General features: G+C 60.3%; 19 protein-coding genes. 6 read left to right on the top strand and 13 right to left on the bottom strand.

Annotated elements, in window-relative coordinates; all coding sequences use genetic code 11:
* Positions 1-156 precede the first annotated feature (156 nt).
* The 4 genes from SB725_RS22900 to SB725_RS22885 all read right to left on the bottom strand — a co-directional run bounded on the left by SB725_RS22900 (position 157) and on the right by SB725_RS22885 (position 4,355).
* A complete protein-coding gene (locus SB725_RS22900) occupies positions 157-1,602 on the bottom strand; it encodes a SulP family inorganic anion transporter (protein ID WP_027924399.1) in 1,446 nt (481 codons plus the stop codon).
* A gap of 196 nt (positions 1,603-1,798) precedes the next feature.
* Positions 1,799-2,692, bottom strand: coding sequence for an NAD-dependent epimerase/dehydratase family protein (locus SB725_RS22895; RefSeq protein ID WP_027924398.1), 894 nt, complete (start codon positions 2,690-2,692; stop codon positions 1,799-1,801).
* 103 nt (positions 2,693-2,795) lie between these two features.
* Complete coding sequence (locus SB725_RS22890; RefSeq protein ID WP_027924397.1) at positions 2,796-3,707, bottom strand: LysR family transcriptional regulator; 912 nt, start codon at positions 3,705-3,707, stop codon at positions 2,796-2,798.
* A gap of 57 nt (positions 3,708-3,764) precedes the next feature.
* Positions 3,765-4,355 (bottom strand): NAD(P)H-dependent oxidoreductase, encoded by a 591-nt coding sequence (locus tag SB725_RS22885; protein ID WP_027924396.1) that lies wholly within the window; start codon positions 4,353-4,355, stop codon positions 3,765-3,767.
* Positions 4,356-4,516: 161 nt separating this feature from the next.
* Between SB725_RS22885 and SB725_RS22880 the strand changes: the two genes are divergently transcribed.
* Complete coding sequence (locus SB725_RS22880) at positions 4,517-4,831, top strand: putative quinol monooxygenase (protein WP_027924395.1); 315 nt, start codon at positions 4,517-4,519, stop codon at positions 4,829-4,831.
* Here the strand turns inward: SB725_RS22880 and SB725_RS22875 are convergent.
* On the bottom strand, positions 4,821-5,585 hold the full coding sequence (locus SB725_RS22875) for a sulfite exporter TauE/SafE family protein (RefSeq protein ID WP_027924394.1): 765 nt from the start codon (positions 5,583-5,585) through the stop codon (positions 4,821-4,823). The genes SB725_RS22880 and SB725_RS22875 overlap by 11 nt on opposite strands.
* 218 nt (positions 5,586-5,803) lie before the next feature.
* Between SB725_RS22875 and SB725_RS22870 the strand changes: the two genes are divergently transcribed.
* The 4 genes from SB725_RS22870 (at position 5,804) to SB725_RS22855 (ending at position 8,180) form a co-directional block, all read left to right on the top strand.
* On the top strand, positions 5,804-6,688 hold the full coding sequence (locus tag SB725_RS22870; protein ID WP_410922608.1) for a LysR substrate-binding domain-containing protein: 885 nt from the start codon (positions 5,804-5,806) through the stop codon (positions 6,686-6,688).
* 45 nt (positions 6,689-6,733) lie between these two features.
* Positions 6,734-7,309 (top strand): NAD(P)H-dependent oxidoreductase, encoded by a 576-nt coding sequence (locus tag SB725_RS22865; RefSeq protein WP_410922607.1) that lies wholly within the window; start codon positions 6,734-6,736, stop codon positions 7,307-7,309.
* A gap of 47 nt (positions 7,310-7,356) precedes the next feature.
* A complete protein-coding gene (locus SB725_RS22860; RefSeq protein WP_027924391.1) occupies positions 7,357-7,728 on the top strand; it encodes a MerR family transcriptional regulator in 372 nt (123 codons plus the stop codon).
* 107 nt (positions 7,729-7,835) lie between these two features.
* On the top strand, positions 7,836-8,180 hold the full coding sequence (locus SB725_RS22855; protein WP_007946320.1) for a cupin domain-containing protein: 345 nt from the start codon (positions 7,836-7,838) through the stop codon (positions 8,178-8,180).
* Positions 8,181-8,313: 133 nt separating this feature from the next.
* On the opposite strand, the gene mmsB is transcribed toward SB725_RS22855, so the two are convergent.
* Both mmsB and SB725_RS22845 read right to left on the bottom strand, forming a co-directional pair.
* Positions 8,314-9,201, bottom strand: a complete 888-nt coding sequence (gene mmsB, locus SB725_RS22850; RefSeq protein ID WP_027924390.1) for a 3-hydroxyisobutyrate dehydrogenase — start codon at positions 9,199-9,201, stop codon at positions 8,314-8,316.
* A 10-nt stretch (positions 9,202-9,211) separates the two neighbouring features.
* The gene (locus tag SB725_RS22845) at positions 9,212-10,738 is read right to left on the bottom strand and encodes a CoA-acylating methylmalonate-semialdehyde dehydrogenase (protein ID WP_027924389.1); all 1,527 of its coding nucleotides are present in this window, start codon (positions 10,736-10,738) and stop codon (positions 9,212-9,214) included.
* A gap of 163 nt (positions 10,739-10,901) precedes the next feature.
* On the opposite strand from SB725_RS22845, the gene SB725_RS22840 reads away from it, so the two are divergent.
* Positions 10,902-11,849 (top strand): LysR family transcriptional regulator, encoded by a 948-nt coding sequence (locus tag SB725_RS22840; protein WP_027924388.1) that lies wholly within the window; start codon positions 10,902-10,904, stop codon positions 11,847-11,849.
* Here SB725_RS22840 and SB725_RS22835 read toward each other — a convergent pair.
* From SB725_RS22835 to recC, 6 genes are all read right to left on the bottom strand, one after another.
* Positions 11,846-12,349, bottom strand: coding sequence for an OmpA family protein (locus SB725_RS22835; RefSeq protein ID WP_027924387.1), 504 nt, complete (start codon positions 12,347-12,349; stop codon positions 11,846-11,848). The genes SB725_RS22840 and SB725_RS22835 overlap by 4 nt on opposite strands.
* Positions 12,350-12,354: 5 nt before the next feature.
* Positions 12,355-13,623 carry a diguanylate cyclase domain-containing protein gene (locus tag SB725_RS22830; RefSeq protein ID WP_410922606.1) on the bottom strand — a complete coding sequence of 423 codons (1,269 nt, stop codon included), beginning with the start codon at positions 13,621-13,623 and terminating at the stop codon, positions 12,355-12,357.
* Entirely contained in the window at positions 13,620-14,195 is a 576-nt protein-coding gene (locus SB725_RS22825) for a YfiR family protein (RefSeq protein ID WP_027924385.1), read from the bottom strand. The genes SB725_RS22830 and SB725_RS22825 overlap by 4 nt, the downstream gene beginning before the upstream one ends.
* 118 nt (positions 14,196-14,313) lie before the next feature.
* Entirely contained in the window at positions 14,314-16,422 is a 2,109-nt protein-coding gene (gene recD, locus SB725_RS22820; RefSeq protein WP_410922605.1) for an exodeoxyribonuclease V subunit alpha, read from the bottom strand.
* Positions 16,419-20,108, bottom strand: a complete 3,690-nt coding sequence (gene recB / locus SB725_RS22815) for an exodeoxyribonuclease V subunit beta (RefSeq protein WP_410922604.1) — start codon at positions 20,106-20,108, stop codon at positions 16,419-16,421. The genes recD and recB overlap by 4 nt, the downstream gene beginning before the upstream one ends.
* Entirely contained in the window at positions 20,105-23,557 is a 3,453-nt protein-coding gene (recC, locus tag SB725_RS22810; RefSeq protein WP_027924382.1) for an exodeoxyribonuclease V subunit gamma, read from the bottom strand. The genes recB and recC overlap by 4 nt, the downstream gene beginning before the upstream one ends.
* Between the last annotated feature and the right edge of the window lie 179 nt (positions 23,558-23,736).

The raw sequence follows: 23,736 nt of genomic DNA, 5'->3' as shown, positions 1-23,736 counted from the left end.
CGAGAGGTGATTTTCAAACGAGGTGAAAGTTATTTTCGTACAGGGGTAAGGGTTGTCGCTGAGAGATATGCGAGGTCGGTGAATATGAAAGTCAGGTAGGTGAATTTTCATGCTGATCGTTCCCACGCGCCGCGTGGGAATGATCTCGAGGAAGTCTCAGTCGTGATTCACCCGGGCGCGTTTCAGCAGTTTCTTGCAACGCTCCGACAGGTGCAGCACGCGCAGGTGCTTGCCGGCCTTGGTGTAGCGTTCGCGCAACGTATCCAGCGCAGAGATGGCCGAGTAATCGACGAAGCTCAAATGCCGGCAATCCAGCGTGACGTGGGCAGGATCATTGGCCGGGTCGAATTGATTGAGGAAGGGGGTGGTCGAGGCAAAGAACAGCGTGCCATGCACCCGGTAGAGTTTGCTGCCGTCGTTTTCCAGATGACTGTCGGCGTACAGCTGCCGGGCCTGCTGCCAGGCAAAGTTGAGCGCGGCGATGATGATCCCGCACAACACGGCGGTGGCCAGATCGGTGAACACCGTAATCACCGTCACCGCGATGATCACCAGGACGTCGTTCAACGGCACTTTGTTCACCACCCGCAACGAGGCCCAGGCGAACGTTTGCTGTGACACCACAAACATCACCCCGACCAGCGCCGCCAGCGGAATGCGCTCGATCAGCGGCGACAGAAACAGAATGAACAGCAGGATCAGCACCCCGGCAACCACCCCGGACAGTCGACCGCGACCGCCGGAACTGAGATTGATCACGGTCTGGCCGATCATCGCGCAACCGCCCATGCCACCGAACACGCCAGAGACCATGTTGGCCGCGCCCAGCGCCACGCACTCACGATCCGGGAAGCCGCGGCTCTCGGTAATTTCGTCGGTCAGGTTCAAGGTCAGCAGGGTTTCCAGCAGGCCGACCAGCGCCATCAAAATCGCGTAGGGCGCGATGATGCGCAGGGTGTCCAGACTCCAGGGAATGTCTGGCAACGCAAAGCTCGGCAAGCCCCCGGCAATGTGCGCCATGTCGCCCAGCGTACGGGTCGGCAAGCCCAGCAGATACACCGCCAGCCCCACACCGAGAATCGCCACCAGTGCCGGCGGCACCGCACGCGTGAGGCGCGGCAGCAGGTAAACGATGGCCATGGTCACGGCCACCAGCCCCGTCATCATGTACAGCGGCGTACCACTGAGCCAGGTGTCACCGCTTTTGAAATGCTCCAACTGCGCCAGGGCGATGATGATCGCCAGGCCGTTGACGAAACCGAGCATCACCGGGTGCGGGACCATGCGCACCAGTTTGCCCAGTTTCAGCAACCCGAACGCCAGCATGATCAACCCGCCGAGCAACACGGTGGCCAGCAAATACTGCACACCGTGCTGCACCACCAGCGCGACGATCACTACCGCCATCGAACCTGCAGCCCCGGACACCATGCCCGGCCGACCGCCGAACAGCGCGGTCAGGGTGCAAATGATGAACGCCCCGTAAAGACCCATCAGCGGATTGAGGTGAGCCACCAGCGCGAAGGCGATGCATTCGGGCAGCAGGGCGAAAGAGGTCGTGAGCCCGGCCAGGACATCGGCGCGTAGACGTTTTGGTTTCATGAGGGAATCGCACGCAGGGAGTGACGAGAAGAAAGTGCGCGGATGGTACGGAATTGCGGGCAGCCCGGCCAGTTGTTGGGCCTTCGCAAATGCCATCGCGGGCAAGCCATGCTCCTACAGGGGATTTGCGTCGTTCACAAATACCCTGTGGGAGCATGGCTTGCCCGCGATGGCCGCGACACGATTTAGAGCGAACTCAAACCATCTCGTCCCGAATCCACTCAATCACCGACACCCGCTTCGGCGCCCAGCCCAGCAACTCACGCGCCTTTTTCCCGCGCACTCGACTGTTCGAACCCAAGCCATAGTTGGCCATTTCATACCCCCACTCGGCCTCGGCGTCTTTCAGCGGCCAGTCTTGCGGCGCGCCCAGCTCCAGCGCGTGGGCAATCGCGGTGGTCATGTCGATGAACGACGCCTCACCGCTTTCAACGAAGTAGAACGTGCCCGGCACATTTTTGGTCAGTGCCAGCAGGTACAGGGACACCACGTCTTCGATGTGCACGTTGGACCAGATGTTCTGACCCGGGCCGACATGCCGGACCACGCCACTTTTACGCGCCTGCTTGAGCAAGCGCGGCAATTGCACGCTGTCACGATTGACGCCCAGGCTATGGCCATAAATCAGCGTGTTGCAGATCACCGCCGAGTTCACGCCATCGTTCGCGGCGGCGAGGATCAGGTTGTCGATGGCCACGCGGGCGGCCTTGTCGACGGTCGGTTCCGGCAGTTTGTCTTCGACGTAGATGACGTCGCTGGCGTGACCGCCCGAGGCATCGCCGACGATGCTCGAACCGCTGGTGTGCAGGAATACTTTGTTGGAACCGCGCAAGGCGTCGAGCAACGCTTGCACCGCGCCGCGATGGTCGCTGCTGGCGGCGTTGATCACGGCGTCGGCCGCACGGGCCTGTTCGGCGAGCAGTGCGCTGTCGTCCAGCGTGCCGATTACCGGGGTGATGCCCAGCGCGCTCAACTCATTGGCTTGGGCTTCGCTACGCACCAGGCCGGTGACCTTGTGGCCCGCGCGGATCAGACCGGTGGCGATGGAGCCGCCGATGAAACCTGCAGCGCCGGTGACGAATACGTTCATGGAGAAACTCCCTGCGTGAATAAGTGATGCGACGAGTATCGAGGAGTGATCTCTGACGAAAAATCCCCTCTGACCCAATTCACTCTTGCGCAGGAATCACGAATCAGCCTTTGAAATCCGAGTTCGCATACAACGCCAACTTGCCCTGAATAAAGTCGAGGAAGCACTGAATGCGCAGGGCCAGTTGCGAGTTGCGGTAGTACACCGCGTTGATTGGCTGGCGATAGCCGCTGTTGAAGTCCGCCAGCAGCACCTGCAAACGGCCGGCGCGAATATCTTCGATGGTCATGTAGTGCGACAGGCAGGCAATGCCCTGGCCTTCCAGCGCCAGGTGGCGGATCGTCTCGCCGCTGGAGGCACTGATCGACGCCTCGATTGGCCAGCGATCTCCATGCACGTAACGCAACGGCCATTGGTTGAGACCTTCGTTCTGGGTAAACCCCAACAACGCATGCTTACTCAAGTCCGCCACTGCCTGCGGCGCGCCGTGTTGCTCGAGGTAGGCCGGGCTGGCGACGATGTGCAGTGGACTGCACCCCAGCGAGCGAGCGTGCAAGGTCGAGTCGGCCAACGTGCCGATGCGGATCGCGATGTCGGTGCTTTGCTCGAGCAGGTCGATGATCAGATCGTTGCTGTTGAGTTCGAGCTGGATGTCCGGGTAGAGACGGCGGAATTCGTCGATGTACGGCACGATGGCGTGCAGCATGAACGGTGACGCCGCGTTAATCCTCAGCCGCCCGGACGGGGTTTGCTGGCGTGAGTTGAGGCGTTCTTCGAGCTCGTCCATCTGATCGAGAATCCGCTTGGCGTGCTCGAAGAAGTACTTGCCCTCTTCGGTCAGGTCCATGCGTCGTGTGGTGCGGTTGATCAGCGTGGTATCGAGTTTGGCCTCCAGCCGCGACAGCGTGCGACTGACCGCCGAAGGCGTTTGCCCGACCTGTTCGGCGGCAGCGGAAATCGACCCGCATTCAATCACGCAGACGAAAATCTGCAATTCATCGGATCTGGCTTTCACAAAGGCCCCTCATTCAAAACTGGCTTGATAGTAGCTGGATGCGGGGCAAAAGGAACCTCAAGCCTTGAGGCCAAACACCTCGGTCAAATGCTGTTCATAGCGTGCGACATCAGCTTCGATGTTCGGGCGTTTCATCACGTCGACGCACAGGAAGGTCGGCAGGCCGGTCATGCCGAGGAACTCGTTGGCCTTATGAAACGGGAAGTACACCGCGTCCACGCCCTTGGCTTCAAAGAAGTCGGTCGGGTCGTCAAAGGCTTGCTGCGGTGCATTCCAGGTCAACGACAGCATGTATTGCTTGCCCTGCACCAAACCGCCGCTGCCGTACTTCTGCGACGCATCGGAACGGGTGCGGCCATCACTGGCGTAGAGACTGCCATGGCCTTCGGTGAAGACTTCATCGATGTACTTTTTCACGGTCCACGGCGCGCCCATCCACCAGCCTGGCATTTGATAAATGATCACGTCGGCCCAGAGAAATTTGGCGACTTCTTCGGCGACGTCGTAGCCCTCGTCGATGAAGGTGGCTTTCACGTCCACGCCGCCACGATCCAGCACGCTCAGCGCCGTTTCATGCAGGGTGGTGTTGTAGCGGCCATCAGAGTGGGCGAATTTTTTTCCGCCATTGAGCAACAGGACTTTTTTCATGAGAAATCTCGGAAGGTCAGAAATTGGATGGCGGCAGGTTAGCGGCGAGGCTCGCGCGGAATAAGCCCCGAATGCACAAAACCCTTTTGACCAATACGCACGAATCAGTAGGCGATTGTTGCCATAGACTTGCGCCGATTCTTAACTTGAGGGAATTTCTGATGAGTGAAATGCAAGGCTTCATCCTGCACGCCAAGACCCGCCCGGAAAAATCCGATGCCTTTGAAGCGTTTTTCCGCGGCTATGTGGAAGCCAGTCGCGCCGAGCCCGGCTGCATCGAATATCACATGCTGCGCGACAAACAGGACCCGACGCTGTTTATCTTCTACGAGATCTGGCAATCCCAGGCTCACCTGGACGTGCACTCGAACCTGCCGCACATGAAGCAGTTCCTTGAGCACCGCGATGAATTCCTGGAACGGGATTTCGAGATCCGTGACATCGACATGCTCAGCCCGTCGTCCGCTACCCGCTGATCAGCAAATGGCCGCCTAGCACGCCGAGGCCGATGAAGAACACTCGCTTGAACAGCACCGCGCTGATCCGCTGACGCAACCATTGGCCGAGTAACAAGCCGAGCACCGCGGGGATCAGCGCCAGCAATGACGCGCTCAATTCGCCACCGCCCAGCGCGTCGCGCCACCACAAGCCAGCCGCCAGCGCCAAGGTCGACACGGTGAACGACAAGCCCAGCGCCTGCACGAGTTCGTCCTTGCTCAAACCGAGCGCTTGCAGATAAGGCACCGCCGGAATCACGAAGACGCCGGTGGCCGAGGTGATGATGCCTGTCAGCACGCCGCACAGCGGACCGACCCAACGCTCAGCGTGACCGCCGACACGCAAGGCCGGCAGGAACAACCCGCTCAATGCGTAGAACAACAACGCCGCACCCAACGCCCGCACGACCCAATGCCCTCCCGCCATGCCAATCCACAATGTGCCGGCGCCCGTGCCAAGGAAGATCGCCAGCAGCATCGGCCATAACCGCTTGATCAAGCCGCGCAGGTGCCCACCGAATGCCAGTTGCCAGACATTGGTGAGCGTTGCGGGGATGATCAATAGCGCGGCTGCCTGCGACGGGGCCATAGCCAGACCGAGCAGGCCCATGGCGATGGTTGGCAAGCCCAGACCGATGATGCCTTTGATCATGCCGGCCAGGAGGAAGGTGGCGATGACCAGTAAGGACAAGGCCAATCCGAGGTTTTGATAGAACGCGGCGAGTGTATTCATGGGGTTATCCTGAGCCTGGATTTGCCGCGTGAAAATCTGCCATATACTGAGGATGCCTCTTGTTTAGCAAAAGGCTGAAAGTTTCGTCGTGTTGCAAAGCGCTATCGCGAGCAGGCTCACTCCAGGTGACCGCGTTGTTCGCACCGACGCGGTCCACTGTGGGAGCGAGTTTGCTCGCGATGGCGGCTTTCCAGACAACACACATCCAGAGATTGCCAATGCACTACGACCTGACCGACCTGCGCCTCTACCTGAACATCCTCGACAGCGGCAACATCACCGCCGGCGCCGCGCGCAGTCATTTGTCCCTGGCGGCGGCGAGCGCGAGAATCCGCGCCATGGAGGCTTCGCTCGGCATCGAATTTCTGGAACGCGGGCGTCGCGGCGTCACGCCGACTCCGGCCGGCAAAGCCTTGGCAAAACACGCCCGATCCCTGCTGCAACAAGCCGAGCGCATGCAACAGGACCTGGCCGAATACGCAAAAGGCGTCAAAGGTCAGGTGCGCCTGCTGTGCAACACCACGGCAATCACCGAGCACCTGCCGGAGTTGCTCGCCGACTTCCTGCGTGAGCATCCGAATCTCGACATCGACCTTCAGGAATTGCCCAGCGCACGCATCACCCACGCCTTGCGCCAAGGTGCGGCAGACCTGGGCATCGTGTCTGACGCTGTAGACACCGATGACCTGCAGACCCGCGCCTTTCGTGACGATCCCCTGGTGTTGATCCTGCCCCGCGATCATCCGCTGGCCGACACCGAATCCCTGAGTTTCAGCGACACCTTGCACCACGATTATGTCGGCCTGAACGCCAGCAGCGCCCTGGCCGTGTACCTCGAAGAACAGGCGCTGCACATCGGTTCACGCCTGAAAATCCGCATCCGCGCCGACGGTTTTGATGGCGTCATGCGCATGGTCGCCCGGGGCGCGGGGTTGGCGATCGTGCCGCAGGCGGCTGTCCAGCGCTGGACCGGCGAACCATCGTTCCAGAGCATCGCGCTGCAAGAACCCTGGGCCCAACGCAAACTCCTGCTCTGTGCCCGGGACTTTGCCGCGCTGCCCGGTTATGCCAGAGCCCTGCTGCAAGCCTTGACTCTCCCCTGAGGGGCAGACTTTACCCTTGAGGTTTGATCTTCAAGGACAGAGTCGATGGGCAAGCGAATTCTGGTGATTCTCGGTCATCCTTCCAGCAACAGCTTCTGCGCAGCACTCGCCGAGCGCTATGCACAGTCGGCGTTGCGCGCCGGGCATCAAGTCCGCCAATTGTTTCTCGGCAGGATGGACTTCGATCCGGTGCTGCGTGAAGGCTATCAACAGGTTCAACCTCTGGAAGCCGACTTGCGTCAGGCACAGGCCGACATCCTGTGGGCCGAGCATCTGACGCTGGTGTATCCGATCTGGTGGGGCGGGATTCCGGCCTTGCTCAAGGGCTTTTTTGATCGCGTGTTCCTGCCCGGTTTCGCTTTTAAATACCGTGAGGGCAAAGCCTTTCCCGATAAATTGTTGCGCGGTCGCAGCGCGCATTTATTGGTGACCATGGACACGCCACCCTGGTATTACCGCTGGGTGTATCACATGCCCGGACTGCATCAGGTCCGCGAAACCACTCTCGCCTTCTGCGGCATCAAACCCAGGCGCACACTCACGTTCGGCCCGATTCTCGGCGCCAGCGCTGATCAGCGTGAAGCCTGGTTGCTGCAAGCCCAGGCTATCGCCAGCCGCTGAGTCTGCCGATAATGCGCGGGGCTGTACCACGGTAAAAAGGACTTTTCATGTACATCGGCCAAGCCGCGCAACGCTCCGGCACCACGATCAAAAGCATCCGTCATTACGAGTCGATCGGCCTGCTGCCTGCGGCCCAGCGCTTGGGGAAATACCGCGTCTATGACCAGCAAAGTGTCGACCTGCTGATTTTCATCAAGTGCGCCCAGCAACTGGGTTTCAGGCTCAAGGAGTTGCAGGCGATCTTCGCCGGCCATCAGGGTCAGGCAATGCCGTGGGCACTGGCGCATCAGGCCATCGATGCCAAGAAGCGCGAGATCAGCGAGCGAATGACCGTACTGTCGCGCCAGCACGCCCAATTGATTGAGTTCGAAGCCAGCCTGGAACAATCCCGGGCCGATTGCCCTTTGGAAAGTCTTTGAGGCGTTGCGCGTTTCTGGACACCTGGATGTCGAGTTCAGACAACTGACCGGTACATCGGGGCTATAGGGTGCCACTTCAGTTCTTGAAGCCACTGCCCGGAGTCATCATGACCGCACCGATTACCGTCCTTCGCGATACTCATCCACTGCCGGTGCTTGACGCCTGCAAATGGGAAAAACTCGAAGGTGACCCGCACACCGTCAACCTCAACGCCTACACCAGCGAAGACGGCAGCAAGATCATGGGCACCTGGATCTGCACGCCGGGCAAGTGGTACGTCGAATACGTGAAGTGGGAATACTGCGATTTCCGTGAGGGGTATTGCATCATCACCCCGGAAGGCAAAGAGCCAATCCATCTGCGCGCCGGTGATATTTTCGTCATTGAGCCAGGAATGAAAGGCACGTGGGAAGTGGTTGAAACCGTGCGCAAGTATTTCGTGTTTGCCTGATGCAAAAAAACCGGGGGATCACCCGACGTGATCTCCCGGTAAATATCTTTATGTAAATGCAATCACTGTGGGAGCGAGCTTGCTCGCTCCCACAGGTTTTCGACTTCAAGCCCCTCTGATCGCAGCCGCTCTTTTACTGCGGTTTGCGATAGCTGTTGATGATCGCCGAGAAGTCTTTCCCACCTTCCCCGCGCTGGCTCATCGCCTGATACAACTGCTGGGCCACTGCGCCGAGCACCACCGGTTGATGCGCCTGACGGGCCGCTTCCGTGGCCAGCCCCAAATCCTTGAGCATCAGTTCTGCACCAAAGCCGCCGGTGTAACCGCGCGAGGCCGGCGCTGTTTCGACGATGCCTGGCCACGGGTTGTACATCTCCGAACTCCAGCAACGTCCGGTGGAACTGTTGATGATCCCGGCGAGCACGGTCGTGTCGATCCCCAGGGCATCGCCCAGCGCCATGGCTTCGCTGACGCCGACCATGGAGATCGCCAGCAGCAGGTTGTTGCAGATCTTGGCGATTTGCCCAGTGCCGACTTCGCCGCAATGGACGATGTTGCGGCCCATCTGCGCCAGTACCGGTTGCAGGGTAGCGAACAGTTCCGGAGTGGCGCCGACCATGAAGGTCAGCGTCCCGGCCGCGGCGCCACCGGTGCCGCCGGACACCGGTGCATCGGCCATGGCCACGCCTTGCTTGGCAGCGGCGGCGGCCACATCGCGTGCGGTCTGTGGATCAATGGTGCTGCAATCCACGGCCGGTACACCTTGGCCGATCCCGGCGAGAACGCCGTCCTCGCCCAGCCAGACGCTGCGCACATGCACAGCGGCCGGGAGCATGGTGATCACCAGTTCTGCACCTTGCGCCGCCTCACGGGCGGAAGGGCTGATGCTACCGCCCAGTTGCTCCAGCTCCGCCAGCACGGTTTTGTTCAGGTCGACCAGGCGCAGCGCGTGGCCGGCCTTGATCAGGTTGCGCGCCATCGGGGCGCCCATGTTGCCGAGACCGATAAAAGCGATTTTCATGTCCGGCTCCTTAACGCAAGTTGATGGTGGTGTTCACACCGTCGTTGACGCTGTCGTCATCGAACCAGCGACTGGTGACGGTCTTGGTCTGAGTGTAGAACTGCACCACTTGCTTGCCATACGGGCCGAGGTCGCCCAGCTTGGAACCGCGCGAACCGGTGAAGCTGAAGAACGGCACCGGTACCGGAATCGGGATGTTGATACCGACCTGGCCGACGTCGATTTCGTTCTGGAATTTACGTGCTGCCGCACCGCTCTGAGTGAACAGGCCTGTGCCGTTACCGAACGGGTTGGCATTGACCAGGGCAATGGCCTCGTCGAGCGTATTCACTTCCAGTACCACCAGCACCGGGCCGAAGATTTCCTGGGTGTAGATCTGCATGTCGGTGGTCACGCCGGAGAACAGGGTCGGGCCGACAAAGTTGCCCTTCTCGTAACCTGGAACCGTGATCTCGCGGCCGTCCAGTTCCAGTTTGGCGCCTTCCTTGATGCCGCTTTCGATCAGATCGAGAATGCGCTGTTTGGCTTTTTTCGAGATCACCGGGCCGACGTCAGTGCCTGGCTCGCTGCCGGCATTCACCGTCAGTTTCTGCGCCAGCGCTTTCAGGTCCGGCAACCACTGTTTGGCCGCGCCCACCAACACCACCACGGAGGTGGCCATGCAGCGTTGACCCGCCGCACCAAAACCGGCGCCGACCAGGGCATTCAGCGCTTGCTCGCGATTGGCATCCGGCAGCACCACGGCGTGGTTCTTCGCGCCCATCATCGATTGCACGCGCTTGCCGTGCTTGCCAGCCAGGTCGTAGACGTGCGTACCGACGGCGGTCGAACCGACGAAGGAAACCGCCTTGATGTCTTTGTGCGTACACAGCGCATCCACCACATCCTTGCCGCCATGCACGACGTTAAGCACGCCCGCCGGAACGCCAGCTTCGATGGCCAGTTCCACCAGGAGCATGGTCGACATCGGGTCCTGTTCGGACGGTTTGAGCACGAAGGTGTTCCCGCAGGCGATGGCCATCGGGAACATCCACAGTGGAATCATCGCCGGAAAGTTGAACGGGGTGATGCCGGCGCACACGCCGATTGGCTGACGCAGGGTGTAGGTGTCGACACCGCTCGCGACGTTCTCGGCGAATTCACCCATTTGCAGGCTGCCAATGGAGCACGCGTGCTCGACCACTTCCAGTCCACGGAAAATGTCGCCTTCAGCGTCGGCGATGGTTTTACCTTGCTCGGCGCTGAGGACCACGGCGATGCGTTTAGAGTGTTCACGAATCAGCGCCTGGAGCTTGAGCATGATGCGCATCCGCGCGCCGATCGGCGTCAGCTTCCAGGTCTGGAAGGCGCGATGGGCAGCACTGATCGCGGCGTCGACTTCTTCGGAGGTCGCAAACGGCACCTTGGCCAGCACTTGCTGGGTCGCCGGGTTGACGATGTCGTGCCATTCGGTGGACTTGGACTCGACCCATTGGCCGTCGATCAACAGCTTTACCGTTTGGACTGTGGTTTGGTCGGGCGTGAGCGATGCGTTCATGTGGGTCTCCGGATGTTTGCTTTTTATAGTTAGAGCTATCTTGGGAGCCAAGGCGAGACAGTCGCCTTGCGATGAGGCGTGTGCCGCGAATTGGTTGTGACGCTGTTTTTGGAGTATAGATGTGCAAACTTCTAATAAGAACGCACATAAAAGCCGGTCCATCATGCAAAAAAACATCACGTCGTTAGGCTCGCTGAACTGGGATGACCTCAAGTTTTTCCTCGAAGTCGCCCGCACCCGCAAGGCCAGCACCGCGGCCAAGCGCCTGGCGGTGGACTACACCACCGTGTCGCGGCGCATCAGTTCGCTGGAAGCGGCATTGGGGACTTTGTTGTTCGAGAAATCCCGGACCAGCGGCTTTGTCCTGACCGCTGAGGGTCAGCGATTGCTCGGTTATGCCGAGTCGATTGAAAGCACATTGCACATGGCCTGCGAGCAGGTGTCGGGGTCCGGGGTGGCATTGTCCGGCCACGTGCGCATGGGCTGCACCGAAGGCTTCGGCAGCTTTTTCATCACACCGCAACTGAGCCACTTCGTCGACGCCTACCCGGCCATCTCCGTCGACATCCTGCCGCTGCCGCACTTCATCAGCCTGTCCAAGCGCGAAGCCGACATCGTCATCGCCCTTGAGCGCCCGGAACACGGGCCGTACGTGTGCTGCAAACTCTGCGATTACCGCTTGCAGCTGTACGCGACCCAGGACTATCTGGACAAACACCCACCGATCCGCCGCCCGGCTGACCTGAGCAAGCATTCATTCATCAGTTATGTCGACGATCTGGCGTTCAGCTCAGAGCTGTTGTACCTGGCGAACGTATTGCCCGGCGCCAGTGCCAATTTGCGCAGCACCAGCGTGATCGCCCAGTTCGTGGCGGCGCAGCAAGGGCGGTCGCTGGCGATTCTGCCGTGCTTCCTGGCGGCTCAGGATCCACGGTTGCTGCCGGTGTTGCCGCAAGAGATCAACATTACGCGGCAGTTCTGGATGTACTGCCGCGAGGACTTGAGGAAGCTCAAGCGGATTACCCTGTTGTGGGATTACATCCGCTCGGTCACAGAGCAGAATCAGGCTCTGTTGATGGGTGAAACGCGCGAGATGCTGTTCGCCGATTAATCGGCGCTCACGACGATCGACACCCGGCGGTTCTCGGTACGACCCGTTGCCGTGGTGTTGGACGCCACCGGCTCGCTGCTGCCTAAACCGCGCAACTGGATGTTCTGTTCTTGCATGCCGACGGTGGTCAGCACTTTGCTGACACTTTTCGCACGGCGCAGGGACAGTTGTTGGTTGTAAGCCTCTTTGCCGGAGGCATCGGTGTGGCCATCGACCCGCACACGCTCGATGCCTACACCGAGCAATGATTGGCCGATGCGTTCGACGATTTCGGTACTGGCCGGATTCAGGCTGTCGTCGTCACTGCCAAACAGGACTTTGCCGGACAGGCCAAAGGCCCAGCCTTCATCGGTCAGTTCGAAACCTTGCTGTTTAAGCACGGTGATCTGCGCCGGGGTCAGGCCCTTTTGCGGTGCTGTCTGGCACCCGGTCAATGCCAGCAAGGCCATGAACAGGGTGATCGCGAAAAATCGCAGGGAACGCGGGGTCATAGAAAACAAAACAATCAGCTCCTGGTTTGAGCATGGGTGACAGGATGTTCCGATCCTGCCGTGCGCTGCGCGCCACGAGAGACGCGCTTGGCTTGGTACATGGCAGCGTCGGCGGCGTGGAGCAAAGTGCCTGGTGTGACGCCATGATCGGGGTACACCGCGATGCCGATACTGAGAGAGGTCAACACAGGGTTACCGCCCGGCAACGGGATCGGCGCTTCCATGCTGGCGAGGATCTTGTCGGCAATCCGCTCGGCGTCCTCGGTTTTGTGCAGCGGTGACAGCAGCACGGCAAACTCGTCACCGCCCAGACGCGCCACCAGGTCCTCTTCGCGAAGTTGTGCCCGAACGCGGGTCGCGACCGCCACGAGCACCGCATCACCGGCCGCGTGACCGAAGTTGTCGTTGATTTCCTTGAAGCGGTCGCTGTCGAGAAACAGCACAGCCACGCGTTCGTTGAGCTTGTTGGCATTGCGCAATGCGCGAATCAACCGGCCTTCGAAAAAGGCCCGGTTCGGCAAACCGGTGAGGCTGTCATGGCTGGCCTGGTGCGCCAGGGTTTCGTTCTCGCTTTGCAGGTGGGTCTGCCAGGATTCGAGTTCATCGAGCAAGGCATTGAAGTCGTTGCCCAGATTGTCCAGTTCAGCGATGTCGGCGGGCGGCACGCGACGGTCGAATGCACGCTCGCTGCGAGCGGCGTGAGCCACAGCGGCGAGGCTTCGCAGCGGGCCGGTGATCCCGCGAAGTTGGCGCCGCGCCAGATACAGTGCGACCCAGGCACTGATTGCCGTACACAGGATAATGCCGACCAGACCACTGAGCAGAAAGCGCATCAGACTGCCGCCGTGTCCGGTGAGGTGGATGCTGCCGATCTCCCGGCCCTGATGAACAATCGGCAGGTCGATGGGTTTTTCCAGAAAGGTCTTGGCGATCTGCAATTCGAGATCGGAGAACAATCCGCTTTCCGAACGCTGCCAGCGCGCCAGTAACTGCCCTTTGGCGTCCAGCACCTGAGCGTCGGCGACTTCCTCGGTGGACGCGATCATCGCCAGCGCTTCGGTGGCGGCGGCTTTGTCGTTGAACACCACCGCTGCTTCAACGGTGTAATTGATCGAGCGAGCAATCAGGTGCAGGTTGTGGTCGGCGTAGACCCGCAACGCGAGAACGCCCAGCAGGGTCAGCGACACACTGGCCATGGCCACGGCAACCAGCGCGACGATCAGATGCCCACGACCGATGACTGAGCGCAAGGTCGGGCGAGTACCGGGCTTGAACAGGCTCATGTGGCCGCCGGCTTGCGGCGGGACAACTGCAACACACTGGGGTGAATGCGCACGCCACTGCGGGCGACGGAATCGAGGTTGACCTCGAAGGACACCTGCTCATCGCCGACCCGCAGGCAGAACAGGCTGCCGACGGTGCATTGATCGTCGCTTTCACTGATGCTCAGCACCGGGCGTCCCGTCAACGAGGCGAACAGCCGACTGCGTTCATCACCGGTCAGTTTGCCGATGTACACCGCATCGCACTCACCGACAATCGACGGGTTGTCGGCCAGCAGGCGCCGCACGGTGACAGGCCGGCCAGTGGCCTGAGTGCTGCCTTTGAGCAGATCGTCGGTGTATTCAGTGGGGCCGACCACGCACAAACGCAGTTGCGCAGGCTCAACGGGCCAGCGGGCATAACTGAGAATGCCGAGCACCACTTGAGTGACCGATTGGGCACGCTGGTCAGCCATGCTCGACGGCGTTTGCGACTGCGCAAAAACGCTGCCGGACAGCCAGCAGAGCAGGCCAGCGAGCAACACTTGCTTGCCGCCAATGACGCGTCCTGTCGTCCAGGCAGCCACCTTCATGCAGTGATTCTCTTCGATCGTAGCGAAATAATATCGCACGATAGCATAGCGATGAAACACCCGCGAGGCCGCGTACTGCGGCGCTTTGAACGGTTTTTTGGCGCCGGAAACTCGCGCCTCAATCGCTCGGTGTAACCCCTTCTTCCAGCTCCAACATCAACCCGCTCAAGCGCTTGACCTTGCGCCGAACAGCCTCTTCAAATACACCGGTGCGAGGTTCGATCAAGGTGAACCAATGCTTGGCCCGGGTGATCCCGGTGTAGATCAGTTCCTTGGTGAGCACAGGGTTCAGGGCGTCCGGCAGAATCAGGGCCGTATGGGCAAATTCCGAGCCTTGGGATTTGTGCACGGTCATGGCGTAGACAGTTTCGACATCATTGAGCCGGCTCGGCAGCACAAACCGCACGCCGCCCTGACCATCATTACGCGGAAACGCCACGCGCAGCACCTGCTTGCCTGCTTCGGGCCCATCACGCTCCGGCAGCTTAAGCGCAATGCCGATGTCACCGTTCATCAACCCCAGGCCATAGTCGTTGCGGGTCATCAACACCGGCCGCCCTTCGTACCACTGCTGATCGCTGTCGATCAATCGGGCCTTGAGCAACGCGGCGGTCACTCGCTGGTTCAACCCTTCCACGCCCCAGGGGCCCTTGCGCACGGCGCACAACAACTGGAAAGCGTCGAAGGCTTGCAACACCTGACGCGCCCATTCGGTCCAGCGAGGATCGTCGAGCGGGCTGTCGAGCGCTGGCCGCTGATTGCGCAGAAGACTTAAATAGTGACGATAACCTTGCGGTCCTTCGCCATGGCCTTCAAGCAACAGACGCTCCAAAGCCCGGTCCTGTTCCCCCTTGAGCGGCAGGGAAAACACGTCGTCATGACTTCGTGCGGCCAACAGTTGGCGGGCGTGTTCGGGTTGTTGCTGATTGACCCAACGCGCCAGTTGACCAATGCCGCTGCCCTCGCCGAACCGCCGCGAGTGGCGCAGCATCACCACTTGTTGGGCCAGCGGACGAGTGCCTTGGGTGTCGGCCTGCAAACCACTGTTCTCCAGGTTTTCACCACTGACCGCTTCCAGCCACTGGCGAGTCTGCGGGTTGTACCAACCCGCCTCGGCATCCCGGCACAGGTCGCCCAATACAGCGCCGGCCTCTACCGAGGCCAGTTGATCCTTGTCCCCCAACAACACCAATCGAGCGTGAGCCGGCATTGCATCCAGCAGATTGGCCATCATTTCCAGGTCGATCATCGACGCTTCGTCGACCACCAACACATCCAGCGGCAAGCGGTTACCAGCGTGATGACGGAAATGTCGCGTACCGGGTCGACTGCCCAGCAAGCGGTGAACGGTGGTGACGTCCGACGGGATCTGGCCGCGAACTGATTCGGCGACTTGCAGGGTCCGGACTTGTTGGCTGATCGACTCCGTGAGCCGGGCCGCCGCTTTGCCGGTGGGTGCGGCCAGTCGGATACGCAGCGGTTTGCCAGCTTCCACTGCGGGCGCCTGGAGCAATGCCAGCAAGCGCACGACGGTGGTGGTTTTGCCGGTGCCCGGGCCGCCGGTGACGATGCTGAAGGCACTGCGGGTCGCCAAGGCACAGGCGAGTTTTTGCCAGTCGATCACCTCACCGGTTTTGGCGGAACCGAACAAACCGGTCAGGCGTTGGAATAAATCATCCGGCGTCGATTCGTGTTCTGCCAACCGCAGGCGCAGGGCATCGTCGATGCGTCGCTCGTACGCCCAGTAGCGGCGCAGGTACAGGCGCTTTCCGGATAAAACCAAGGGCCGCGATTGCGACGCTTCACGCCCGTCTGCGGCCAGCGCCACCAGACTGCTCGAGGCCAGCACCTTGCACCAATGGGCACCGTCCAGTGCTTCAAGCAATTGCGACGGCAATAACATCGCGCCGCTGTGCACATCACCTTCAGGGGGCAGCGACAGGGCGAAATCCGGTTCTTTCAGGGTCTCGAACAGGTCCAGACACACATGGCCGTGGCCCAGCTGGTGACTGGTCAACGCGGCCGCGAGCAGCACCAACGGATCATCGCCGGGCGCGAGTTCGTGGAGGAAGGCGACGAAGGCCTTGTCCAGAGCGCGCAACCAGCCTCGCTCAACCCAGCGCGTCAGTAACAGCAGCAGGTCATCGGCACGGCTCAATGGCTCGAGATCCGCCAGGCTTTCCGCTGCCAAAGGTGTGGGCAACAAATCGGCGAAGGTGCGGCTCATAGCAGTACTCCCTGTTCCCATGCGGGTTCGGCCTTGGGTTCTGGCTTGCCCTGAAACATTCGGTCCAGTCGCTCGATGAGTGCTTTGGGTGGACGAGCGAAATACACACCTTGGGAGGCGGCACGCGTACCCCGCAAGAACAGGTACAGCGCCCCACCGACATGCCGGTCGTAATCGTAGTCGACCAGCCGCGCCTTGAGCTGTCGGTGCAAGGCCAACAGGTACAGCACATATTGCAGGTCGTAGCGGTTATCGAGAATCGACTGTTCCATGGCCTGTTCGGTGTAAGCCGCGTCGTCAACGCCTAGCCAGTTGGATTTGTAATCGGCGACGTAATAACGCCCCTCATGCTCGAAGGTGAGGTCGATAAAACCCTTGAACATGCCATTGAGCAAGACCGGTTCGGCCGCCACTCGGGCAACGCCGTTGTGGGTGTGCTGACGCACCAGCTCATCCAGTTTCAGCACGTCGACTTTATGGCTGGCGAACCAGAACTCCATCTCGACCCGGTACTGAGTCAGTTGCTCGAAAATCACTGGGGCCTGCCCACCGCCAATGTGCAGCGGGGATTTGAGCAAATGTTGCAGCCAATCGCTCAGAGTGATGATCCAGCCTTCCCAACCACGGCGGTTGCAGCGCCGGGCGATCGCGTCTTCGATCGCTTGTGGAGTGGCGGCAAAACCTTCGTCGCCGGCCCACTCCAGCAAACCATGAAGAAAGGTGCCGGGATTGGGACCTCGGGGGAATCGATGGATATCACCGCCACCGGCCGCCACTTCTCGTGGTGCTTGCGGGTCGAGGCGTTCGTCGTCGAAGAGCTTTTGCGCTTGCGGGCTCTCCGGGGCTTCGTCACTGCCCACGCTCATACTGTCGCCAATGCGCAAGGCGCTGTACGAAGCGATCCACCAGTTTTCACTGGCCTTGCGTTTCGGGATGCGCAGCGCAAGCAAACTCGCCTGGTTTTGCGGTGGATGGTAAAGCTCGGCGGTGGCTGGCGGCATTTCAGCGTAAGTCAGCGCCGGGCAGTCCTGCTGCAAGTCCTCCAGCCAGCGCTTCAGGCCTGCCGAGTCGGCCAATAGCAAACCACCGCCCAACAGGTAACCCAACGCCGACAAGTGCAGCACCGAACTGTTGTTATTGCCGCGCTTGAGATCCGTCACGCCGAGCCAGCACGCATGTTGCGCACGAGTCAGGGCGACATACAGCAAGCGCAGATCCTCGGCCAGACGCTCATCGTCGGCCAGGGCAATCAACTCGGCAGTCGGCTTCAAACTCACCTGAGCCTTACCGTTTTCGTCGTGGTAATGCAGCGGCAAACGACTGCCATCCACTGGTTTCGCCGAACAGATGAAGGGCAGGAACACCAAGGGATATTCAAGGCCCTTGGACTTGTGAATGGTCACGACTTTGACCAGTTGTTCATCGCTTTCCAGGCGCAGAATCTGTTCTTCGCCCGCCTGGCCTGACAACGCCAGATGCTCGGACAAGTGACGGATCAGTGCCTGCTCGCCATCGAGTTCGGCCGCTGCCTGCTGCAGCAATTCGGACAGGTGCAGCAGGTTAGTCAGAACTCGCTCGCCGTCGCTGCGTGCGATTAATGCCTGCGGGAGCTGGAAGTCATGCAGCAAACGTCGCAGCATCGGCAGCACGCCCTGCTTGCGCCAGAGCTCGCGATACCCACGGAATTGCATGACCCGTGCTTCCCAGGCAAGTTCGTCCTGATTCAATCGCTCCAGTTCACCCAGCGACAGATTAAGCGTGATGCAGGCCAACGCCGCCCGCAGTGGACGCTCGACATCGGGCTCGGCACAGGCTTTGAGCCAGGTCAGCACGTCGTGAGCTTCCTGTGCGGCGAACACCGAATCCTTGTCCGACAGATAGACGCTGCGCACACCTCGGGCCGAGAGTTCGCCGCGCACCGCTTGAGCTTCTTTACCATCGCGGACAAGGATCGCGATATCGGCTGGCAGCAGGCCTCTGAAAGCCTTTCCGTCCTCGACGAAACCCGCCTGACGTTGTTGCCCTCCATTAAGCAATGCTGTGATTTCACTGGCGCAGGCGGCGGCCAATTGTTGCCGGTACACCGCGCCGGACAGGGGTTGTTCTGCGGACAAATGCCAGATATTCAGGGACGGAACCACTTGGCCCGCTACGCGCAGAACCTCTTTACGTCCTTGGGACTCCACGGGCAGAAACGGCACCGGGTTGTCGCCATTTTTTTCCCGAAACAGAAACGCGCCGCGCCCCGACTCACGAGACTCGGCGCGTTCGAACACATGGTTAACCGCATTGACCATGCCGTGGCTGGAGCGGAAGTTGGTGCCCAGCGTATGCAGTCGGCCGGTCGTGGCCTGACGGGCACGCAGGTAGGTGTATATGTCGGCACCTCGGAACGCGTAGATCGCCTGCTTCGGGTCGCCGATCAGGAACAGGCCGCACTCGGGATTGTTGTCTTCGATGCGATAGATGCTTTCGAAGATCCGGTATTGCACCGGGTCGGTGTCCTGGAATTCGTCGATCAACGCGACCGGGAACTGCTCCCGAATCAGGGTCGCCAGACGCTCGCCGCCTTCGGACTGTAAAGCGGCATCCAGGCGCAGCAGCATGTCGTCGAAGCCCATCTCCGCGCGGCGACGCTTTTCTTCTTCGAACCGCGCGCCCACCCAGTGGGCTGCGTGTTGCAGAACGGCCGCGTCGGGGGTTGGCAGACCGTCGAGGCTGGCCTTGAGGCCGGGCATTGCGTCCAATCCAGGATGACGGGGTACTTCGCCTTTCCAGGCTTCGGCCATGCCGTCCGGCGTCAGACGAGTGAAGCCGGTGCCAATGTCCAGTTGTTCAAGCGCTTCATCTTCGGCCCAGGCTTTGATTTTTTCGAACCAGGGCTCGAAGTAGCGTGCCTGCATTTTTCGACCGTCGACGCTCTTGCTCGCAACCCCCTGGTGACAAATCACCAGCAGCTCGTCCGCCCATTGGCGCCAAGGCATCTTGAGTTCGAGCAACGCGCTTCGTCGTTCCTGCAAACATTCGCTGATCAGTTCGGCCGGCTCTTTTCCTTCGACACTGTCGCGTTCACTGGCAAACAAACCGCGCACGCGCGGCAACAACGCCGCCGGACCGCCCCAATTGCTGCGGACCCAATTGAGTGCATCGCCTTGCATCGGGTAACAAAACAGCCGCCAGTAATCGCGCAGGACTTCGCCCAGCAAATCGCTGTGATCGGTTTCCAGGGTCTGGGTAAACAGGCTGCCGCTATCGAAGGCGTGTTCGCGCAGCATGCGCTGACACCAACTGTGGATAGTCGAGACGGCCGCCTCATCCATCCATTGCGCGGCGATGTCCAGGCGGTTAGCGCAGCCCGACCATTGTTCGGGCAGGTACTGATCACGCAGTTCGGCAATGAGGCCATCCGGTGCCGGGGTCTCATCACGGAAGAATCGCGCGGCCTCCGCCAAGCGTGTACGGATACGTTCACGCAGCTCTTTGGTGGCGGCATCGGTGAAGGTCACAACGAGGATTTGCGGCGGCAACAGTTCACGCCCGAAACCACTCGCGTCACTGCCGTGCCCCAGGACAAGGCGCAGATAAAGTGCGGAAATAGTGAAGGTCTTGCCGGTCCCGGCGCTGGCTTCGATCAGTTGGCTGCCGCGCAGGGGGAAGGCCAGCGCCAGTGGTATTTTTGTGGTCATGAACGAGCCCCCTCGCTGGTCAGTGATCGCCACGGGGCTTCAAGCATCGGTTTGTACAAGGCGTTGCACCAGTCGGGGAACGTTTCGTCGGCGAGCAGCGCGTCGTAGTCAGCAAATTGTCGGGTGAGTGCGGGGCTTTCGCGGCGCTCTCCGTCAGTGGTCTGGCCATCGCCTTCATAGGCTTTGCGGGCAGCGGCTTCGGCCTTCAGCGGATCGGTCTGACCAAGCCAGGCGAAGGCCGTTTTGACTGCAACCGGCAGGGGTTGACGCATGCCCGCCTGCCAGGCCTCCAGAAGGTGTCCGAGCGTTTTCAGTGCGACACCCTTCTCCAGCGGCTCCAGCAGCAGGCTATCGTCGCTGGCCACCAGTGCGGTGGTCATCGGTATGCCGCTGGCGCAGGCCACCAGATGATTGACCCAGGGCCGCGTCAATCGGTGCCATTTGCGGTTTTTGATTGAGCCAATGCTGTTGGGGATGGTGGTGACCGACAGCAAGCCACCGTCTGCACGCTGGTGCAAACCACTGAGCCAACCTTCGAGGCGCAGGCCTTCCAACTCGAGGTTCACAGGCAAAGCGCTGGTCAGCGGCGTCGGCCATAGCGCCAGGAGCTGTTGATAACGCTGCAGCAGATCCGGAAGCGGTTCGATCAATTCACGCTGGAGGCATTCGCCGAATCCGGCCATGGGCAGCAGCCCACTGTTTTGCAGGCGTTTGGCCTGGTCATCCAGTGCCTGATCGGCGTGATCAATGCGTCCCATAGCCGCTGCAAGCAAACTGTCACTGAGGTTGTAGCGTTGCAGCGCATCGAGGACAAAGGGTTCTTCATCGGCCAAGGGCACTTCAGCCGCTTCGAAGAACACCTTGAGCCGCTGGCTGAAAAAATGTCGCACGGGATTGCGCAGGAAGTCCTGCAGTTGACCGAGACTTAGTGGCTCCTCTTGTACGTAAGCTTCAAGTACTTCGCCTTCTGCCACCTGATGGGTGATTTGATGAAGTACCTGCCACTCATTGGCGTAGCTGAACAGTGCGTCACCCTCATGGAAGTAACGTGCGCTGAAGGGCTGTAATGGGTGCTCTTGAGTCATGGCCTCCAGCAGGTCCTTGTCCTCATCCTGCAATCGCCAGCCACTGGCGAGATGGTCTCGCAGTTGGCCAATCAGCACGGAGGCCGGACGTTCGCTGTTATCCCGGATGCTTCGGCCCACCCAGCTGATGTAGAGCTGATCTCGTGCCGACAACAGCGCTTCCAACAGAAGATAACGGTCATCTTCACGACGGGAGCGATCGCCTGGGCGGTAGTCACTGCCCATGAGATCGAAATCCAGTGGCGGTTGCGCACGAGGGTAGTCGCCATCGTTCATGCCCAGCAGACAGACGCGTTTAAACGGGATCGCCCGCATCGGCATCAAGGTGCAGAAATTGACGGCACCGGCCAGAAAGCGCTGGGACAGGCGCCCCTGATCCAGTCCGGCCAGCCATGCTTCCCGAACCACGGTCAGCGGCAAATCGTCCTGTAAACCTACGGACTCACAGGTGTCGAGCCAGGTTTCGCGCAACTCTTCGAGCTGGGCGAGCAAGTAGTCATCGTGCTCATTGCTGGCCAGGAAGAACAGCTGCACCAATGCTTGCAAGCGCACGCCCCACTCTTTGGGCGGTGCCGGTTGAGTCAATTCCTGGTGGGCGATTTCCAACGCATCCAGCAGGGCCACCAAAGGCCCGATCAGCGCGGCCTCCAGACCACCAATTTCGTCGTAAGGCTCGATGCCTTCGCACGCAAGGGCACTGCCCACGGCATAACCCAGCAGCATCCGGCGCAGGCCGAATCGCCAACTGTTTTGCTCCAGTGCTTCAGGCAACCCCAGACCTGCACGCTGCTCGGCATTCATGCCCCAGCGGATGCCCGCACCTTCGATCCACCGGTGCAGCGTTGGCAGGTCACGCTCCTCGACGCCGAAGCGGGCTCGTAATGCTGGAACGTCCAGCAGGTCGAGGATCTCGCTGACGGGGAAGCGGCTGTCGGGAAGTTTGAGCAGGTGTTCGACCGCGATCAGCAGGGGATCGCGACCACGCTGGCCCTGATCCGCGAGCGTGAAAGGAATGAAACGAGGGTCCTGACGTTCAAGCTGACCGAATACGGCGCGAATATGCGGTGCGTAACTGTCGATGTCCGGGACCATCACAATGATGTCGCGAGGCCTTAGATCGGGATCAGCGCTGAAGCGTGCCAGGAGCTGATCATGAAGGATCTCTACTTCACGCTGGGCACTGTGAGCGATGTGAAAACGGATCGACTCGTCCTGCTCAAGATCGACGGCGGGCCAGCACTCCCGTGTTTCGCTCAGTGGGCGTAATTCGAGAATGTCGTCCTGCAATTGATTGAGCATGTTCTTTGGCTGATTATCGCTGAACAGGTCGATGCGACCGTCACGAAATGCAGCGCTATAGCTGTTGGGATCGTCATAGCTGTCGAGAAGATTGATGTAGTCCCGACCCTGCTTTCCCCAGGCAGCCAGCAGCGGATGAGCATGCTGGTGGAGGGTTTGCGGGTCGAGCACAACGGGCATGCCACTCTTGCGAGACTGACGCTTGTATTGATGCCGGAGCAGGTCTTTATCGGCGACGATGTCGGCCCAATGGTAACGACACGGGTTATGCACACACAGCAAAACCTGACTGAAACGAGCCAGTCCGGCGAGTGCTTCGAGTGCTTGAGCAGGCAGCGAAGAAATCCCGAAAACGATCACCCGTGCAGGCAATCCGCTGGGGGCGACGTCGAGGCTGTTGATGCGTTCGATAAACCGCTGATGAACGCCGGCACGGCTTTGCGCCATGCCTTCCTCACCCACATCCAGCAACAGCGCTCGCCATAATTCGGCCTGCCAGCAGTTGGCCGGGGCCAGTGGCTTGGCTTCGCCTCTGCCGTTGCGCAATTGGTGACGACCTTCTGCCCAGTCTTCGAGCCAGTCGGCGCGGTAGACCTGGTATTGGTCGAACAAGTCGGCGAGTCGCTCAGCTAACTGGTAGCGCTTACGCAAATCGGTGTCATGGGTCAGGAAGCGCTGCAGTGGCTCAAAGTGCGGCTGGTTGATCAGTTGCGGGAGCAGACGCATCAAACGCCAGGTCAGGGGCGCTTTATCGAGCAACGATTTGACCGGGATTTCATCCCGTCCAAGGACCATGCGATAAAGCTGCCACATGAAGCTACCGGGTAACTGCACGTCGATGGCGGCGGCAATACCGCAGCCGCCCATGTCATCCTCTTCCGGATCTTCGGCAAGGGCCAGCTTGAGCCACTGCGCGATGCCATTGCTCTGCACCAAGGCGATTTCATTTTCCAGGGGAGCCAGCGGATAACGCCGCATTACGCTGATCACCAGGCTGCGCAGTTCATTCAGACTGTTGCTTTGAACCACCATAAAAGCAGCATTGAGGGACGTGGCGTCCGGCATAAAGGCTTCCTTGGGAAAATACAAACGCTAGGGCCGAACCTTAGCATTGTCGGGAGACTGTGACAGCCGGGAGCTGTCCGGTAATGCTGTACGAACTTTCCTGCGGGCAAAACAAAACCCCTACCTGCATACGCAGATAGGGGTTTCGGAATTTAATCTTGACGATGACCTACTCTCAC

The sequence above is a fragment of the Pseudomonas sp. SIMBA_041 genome (genome assembly GCF_046535095.1).
Lineage (GTDB): Bacteria > Pseudomonadota > Gammaproteobacteria > Pseudomonadales > Pseudomonadaceae > Aquipseudomonas > Aquipseudomonas mucoides.
The sequence above is the reverse complement of the archived record's forward strand: the minus strand, read 5'-3'. Positions and strand labels throughout refer to the sequence as shown.

Bases quoted from the DNA above. Each gene is read 5' to 3' on its own strand.
- SB725_RS22900 (WP_027924399.1), bottom strand. From the start codon at position 1,602: ATGAAACCAAAACGTCTACGCGCCGATGTCCTGGCCGGGCTCACGACC.
- SB725_RS22895 (WP_027924398.1), bottom strand. From the start codon at position 2,692: ATGAACGTATTCGTCACCGGCGCTGCAGGTTTCATCGGCGGCTCCATC.
- SB725_RS22885 (WP_027924396.1), bottom strand. From the start codon at position 4,355: ATGAAAAAAGTCCTGTTGCTCAATGGCGGAAAAAAATTCGCCCACTCT.
- SB725_RS22880 (WP_027924395.1), top strand. From the start codon at position 4,517: ATGAGTGAAATGCAAGGCTTCATCCTGCACGCCAAGACCCGCCCGGAA.
- SB725_RS22875 (WP_027924394.1), bottom strand. From the start codon at position 5,585: ATGAATACACTCGCCGCGTTCTATCAAAACCTCGGATTGGCCTTGTCC.
- SB725_RS22870 (WP_410922608.1), top strand. From the start codon at position 5,804: ATGCACTACGACCTGACCGACCTGCGCCTCTACCTGAACATCCTCGAC.
- SB725_RS22865 (WP_410922607.1), top strand. From the start codon at position 6,734: ATGGGCAAGCGAATTCTGGTGATTCTCGGTCATCCTTCCAGCAACAGC.
- SB725_RS22860 (WP_027924391.1), top strand. From the start codon at position 7,357: ATGTACATCGGCCAAGCCGCGCAACGCTCCGGCACCACGATCAAAAGC.
- SB725_RS22855 (WP_007946320.1), top strand. From the start codon at position 7,836: ATGACCGCACCGATTACCGTCCTTCGCGATACTCATCCACTGCCGGTG.
- mmsB (WP_027924390.1), bottom strand. From the start codon at position 9,201: ATGAAAATCGCTTTTATCGGTCTCGGCAACATGGGCGCCCCGATGGCG.
- SB725_RS22845 (WP_027924389.1), bottom strand. From the start codon at position 10,738: ATGAACGCATCGCTCACGCCCGACCAAACCACAGTCCAAACGGTAAAG.
- SB725_RS22840 (WP_027924388.1), top strand. From the start codon at position 10,902: ATGCAAAAAAACATCACGTCGTTAGGCTCGCTGAACTGGGATGACCTC.
- SB725_RS22830 (WP_410922606.1), bottom strand. From the start codon at position 13,623: ATGAGCCTGTTCAAGCCCGGTACTCGCCCGACCTTGCGCTCAGTCATC.
- SB725_RS22825 (WP_027924385.1), bottom strand. From the start codon at position 14,195: ATGAAGGTGGCTGCCTGGACGACAGGACGCGTCATTGGCGGCAAGCAA.
- recD (WP_410922605.1), bottom strand. From the start codon at position 16,422: ATGAGCCGCACCTTCGCCGATTTGTTGCCCACACCTTTGGCAGCGGAA.
- recB (WP_410922604.1), bottom strand. From the start codon at position 20,108: ATGACCACAAAAATACCACTGGCGCTGGCCTTCCCCCTGCGCGGCAGC.
- recC (WP_027924382.1), bottom strand. From the start codon at position 23,557: ATGCCGGACGCCACGTCCCTCAATGCTGCTTTTATGGTGGTTCAAAGC.